Below are 4,759 nucleotides of genomic sequence, written 5' to 3' on the forward strand. Positions count from 1 at the left end.
GCCACGCCCTCGGCCTGCCCGCCACCTCCCTCGCCTGGGGCCTCTGGGAGGACGACGGCATGGGCAGCCGACTCGGCACCGCCGACCTCGCCCGGCTCGCCCGCACCGGCATCGCCCCGCTGCCCGTGGACCAGGCCCTGCGGCTGTTCGACGAGGCACTCGCGGCCGACCGCCCGGTGCTGGTGCCGGCCCGCTTCAGCACCGCCGCGCTCGGCGCCCCCGGCACCGACGTCCCGGCGCCGCTGCGCTCGCTGGTCCGGCCCACCCGCCGCCGGGCGGCCGCGACGGCCGCCACGACCGACGCGTCGCCGGCCGAGCACCTGGCCCGCCGGCTCGCCGCGGCCGGCTCCCCGGCCGAGGCCGAGCGCCTGCTGCGGGAACTGGTCCGGGCCACCACCGCCACCGTGCTCGGCCACGCCGACCCGGCGACCGTCCAGGACGGCCGGGCCTTCACCGACCTGGGCTTCGACTCGCTCACCGCCGTCGACCTGCGCAACCGCCTCACCGCCGAGACCGGCCTGCGGCTGCCCACCACCCTGGTCTTCGACCACCCGACCCCGGCCGCGCTGACCGCGCTGCTGAGCGCGGAACTCCTCGCCACCCCGGCCGCGGTGGTCGCCGAGGCGCCCAGGGCCACGGCCCCCGACGACGACCCGATCGCCATCGTCGCCATGGCCTGCCGCTACCCCGGCGGGGTCACCACCCCGGAGGAGCTCTGGCAGCTGCTCGCCGACGGCCGCGACGCCGTCGCCGGCTTCCCCGCCGACCGCGGCTGGGACCTCGACGCCCTCTACGACCCGGACGCCGACCGCCCGGGCACGTCGTACACCCGCGACGGCGGATTCCTCTACGACGCCGCCTCCTTCGACCCGGAGTTCTTCGGCATCAGCCCCCGCGAGGCGCTCACCACCGACCCGCAGCAGCGCCTGCTGCTGGAGACCGCCTGGGAGGCCTTCGAACGGGCCGGGCTCGACCCGCACGCCCTGCGCGGCTCCCGCACGGGCGTCTTCACCGGCGTGATGTACAACGACTACGGCGCCCGGCTGCACCAGGCGCCCAGTGCTCCGGACGGCTTCGAGGGCTACCTGGTCAGCGGGAGCGCGGGCAGCGTGGCCTCCGGCCGGGTCTCGTACACCTTCGGCCTGGAGGGCCCGGCCGTCACCGTGGACACCGCCTGCTCCTCCTCGCTCGTCGCCCTGCACCTGGCCGCCCAGGCCCTGCGCCAGGGCGAGTGCGACCTCGCCCTGGCCGGCGGTGTCACCGTGATGGCCAGCCCGGCGACCTTCGTCGAGTTCAGCCGCCAGCGCGGCCTGGCGCCGGACGGTCGCTGCAAGCCCTTCGCGGCCGCGGCGGACGGCACCGGCTGGGCGGAGGGCGCCGGTCTGCTGCTGGTCGAGCGGCTCTCCGACGCCCGCCGCAACGGCCACCGGGTGCTGGCCCTGCTGCGCGGCTCCGCCGTCAACCAGGACGGCGCAAGCAACGGCCTCACCGCCCCCAACGGGCCCTCCCAGCAGCGGGTGATCCGGCAGGCCCTCGCCTCCGCCGGTCTCACCCCCGACCAGGTCGACGCCGTGGAGGCGCACGGCACCGGCACCCGCCTGGGCGACCCGATCGAGGCCCAGGCCCTGCTCGCCACCTACGGACAGGACCGCGAAACCCCGCTCCTGCTGGGCTCGCTGAAGTCCAACATCGGCCACACCCAGGCCGCCGCCGGCGTGGCGGGCGTGATCAAGATGGTGCTCGCGATGCAGCACGGGGAGCTCCCGAGGAGCCTGCACATCGACGAGCCGACCCCGCACGTCGACTGGTCGGCCGGCGCCGTCCGACTGCTGGACGAGGCCCGGCCGTGGCCCGCGGCCGACCGGCCCGCCCGGGCCGCCGTCTCCTCCTTCGGCATCAGCGGCACCAACGCGCACGTCATCCTGGAACAGGCGCCCGCCGTCCTGGAACAGGCACCCGCCGCCGAAGCCCCCACCGGCCGGGCCGACGGGACCCCGCTGCCCTGGCTGCTCTCCGGCCACACCCCGCAGGCCCTGCACGACCGGGCCGACCGGCTCGCCCGCCACCTCGCCGCGCACCCGGACACCGAACCGGCCGCCGTGGCCCGCGCGCTGGCCACCGGCCCCGCCGCGCTGGAGCACCGGGCCGCCTTCGTCGCCGGCACGGCCGAGGAGGCGCTCACCGCCCTGGCCGCCCCGCTCACCGGCACCGCCGTCCCGATCGCGCGGCGCACGGCGTTCCTGTTCACCGGCCAGGGCAGCCAGCGGGCCGGGGCCGGGCGCGAACTGTACGCCGCCCAGCCGACGTTCGCCGAGGCCCTGGACACCACGCTGGCCGCGCTGGACCCGCACCTGGACCGGCCGCTGCGCGACCTGCTGTTCGCCGAACCCGGCACCCCCGAAGCCGCCCTGCTCGACGAGACCCGCTACACCCAGCCCGCCCTCTTCGCCCTGGAGACGGCCCTGTTCCGCCTCCTCGCGCACTGGGGCGTCCATCCGGACGCGGTGCTCGGCCACTCGATCGGCTCGATCGCGGCCGTCCACGCGGCCGGGGTGCTGTCCCTCGCGGACGCCGCCGCCCTGGTGACCGCCCGCGGCCGGCTGATGCACGCCCTCCCGCCAGGTGGCGCGATGGTCTCGCTCACCCTCGACGAGGAGACGACCCGCGGGCTGCTGGCCGGACACGAGGAGCACGTCGGGATCGCCGCGCTCAACGGGCCGCGGGCCACGGTGATCTCCGGCACCCGGGAGGAGGTGCTCGCGGTCGCCGAGCGCGCCGCCGGACTCGGCGCCCGGACGAGGCGACTGACGGTCGGCCACGCCTTCCACTCACCGCTGATGGAGCCGATGCTGGACGGGTTCCGGGAGCTGGTGGCCGGTCTGGAGTTCCACCCGCCCCGCCTCCCCGTGGTCTCCGACCTCACCGGCCGCACGGCCACCGCGGCCGAGCTGGCCGACCCGGAGCACTGGGTGCGGCACGTCCGCGAGACCGTCCGCTTCGCCGACGGCCTGCGCTCCCTGGCCGCCGAGGGCATCGACGCCTTCCTGGAGCTCGGCCCGGACACCGTGCTCGCCGCGATGGCCGCCGACACCCTGCCGGAGGCCGTCCTGCTCTCCCTGCTCTCCCGCAAGCAGCCCGAGGCCGCCGGCGTCCCGCGGACCCTCGCCGCCCTGCACACCGCGGGCGGTCCGGTGGACTGGGCCGCGTACTTCGCGGACGTCCCGGCCGGCCCGCGCCCGGAGCTGCCCACCTACCCGTTCCAGCGCGAGCGGTACTGGCTGGACGCCCCGGCCGCACCCGTCGGCGGCGGCCTGGCCCGGGCCGGCCTCGGCGAGGCCGGCCACCCGCTGCTCGGCGCCGCCGTGGACCTCGCCGACGGCTCCGGCACCGTCCACACCGGCCGGCTCTCGCTCTCCGCCCAGCCGTGGCTGGCCGGGCACGCCGTCCTCGGCACGGTGCTCGTCCCCGGCACGGCCCTGCTCGAACTCGCCCTGCACGTGGGCGCGCAGGCCGCCGCGCCCACCGTCGAGGAGCTCACCCTCCAGGCCCCGCTGCTGGTACCGGACCAGGGCGCCGTCCGGCTCCAGGTCACCGTCGGGGCCGCCGACCAGGTGGGCCGGCGCACCCTCACCGTGCACTCCCGACCGGACGGCAGCGACACCGGCACCGCCGAGCAGACCTGGACGACGCACGCCACCGGGCTCCTCGCCCCCGGCACCACACCCGACCCCTCCGCGGACGGGAGCGGCACCGGCACCTGGCCGCCCACCGGCGCCGAGCCGGTCGACCTCACCGACGCCTACCGGCGGCTCGGCGAGCACGGCTACACCTACGGCCCGCTCTTCCAGGGCCTGCGAGCGGCCTGGCGAAGCGACCGGACCTGGTGGGCGGAGGTCGAACTACCCGACGGAGCGACCGACACCGGCTTCAGCCTGCACCCGGCCCTGCTCGACGCCGCCCTGCACCCCCTGGCCCTCGCCGGGCCCGGCCCGGACGGCGGCCTGCCCGTCCCGTTCTCGTGGCAGGACGTCCGGCTGCACGCCACCGGCGCCCGCACCCTGCGGGTCACCCTCGACACCGCGGCACCCGAGCACACCTCACTGCGGCTCACCGACGCCACCGGGGCGCCCGTCCTGTCCGTCGGCGCACTCGCCGTCCGGGCGACCGACCCGACCCGGCTGACCGCCGGCCGCCGTACCGCCGGCAGCCTCCACCGGATCGCCTGGGTGCCCGTGCCGGCGCCCGCCGCCGCGGCGGCCGAGCCGCCGGTGCCGTACGCCGAGGCGCTGCGCCTGGTCGGGGCCGGGGCACCGGCGCCCGGCGTCGTCCGATCCGACGTGCCGGACGCCCCGTCCGCGTACCGGGTGCTCGACGAGATCCGGGGCTGGCTGGCCGACGACCGCTTCGCCGACTCCCGGCTGGTGCTGGTCACCCGCGGCGCGGTCGCGGTGACGGCCGGCGAGCCGGTGGACGGGCTGGCGCAGTCCGTGGTGTGGGGTCTGGTGCGGACGGCCCAGACCGAGCACCCCGGCCGCCTCGTCCTCCTCGACACCGACACCGACGAACCCGAGGCCATCGCCGCGGCCCTTCAGACGGTTGAACCCCAACTGGCCCTCCGCAACGGCACCCTCCACACACCCCGCCTCACCACCACCCCACCCCCGCACCAGCCCCACAGCCCCCTCAACCCCAACGGCACCGTCCTCATCACCGGAGCCACCGGCGCCCTCGGCACCCACCTCGCCCACCACCTCGTCAC

1 protein-coding gene is annotated in these 4,759 nt (G+C 77.4%); it reads left to right on the top strand.

Features of this window, described 5'->3' with window-relative positions:
• The coding region (locus AB0N04_RS38370; protein WP_360223350.1) for a beta-ketoacyl synthase N-terminal-like domain-containing protein at window positions 1–4,759 on the top strand (4,759 nt) is incomplete at both ends.

It is taken from the genome of Kitasatospora sp. NPDC051702 (assembly GCF_040681575.1).
Lineage (GTDB): Bacteria > Actinomycetota > Actinomycetes > Streptomycetales > Streptomycetaceae > Kitasatospora.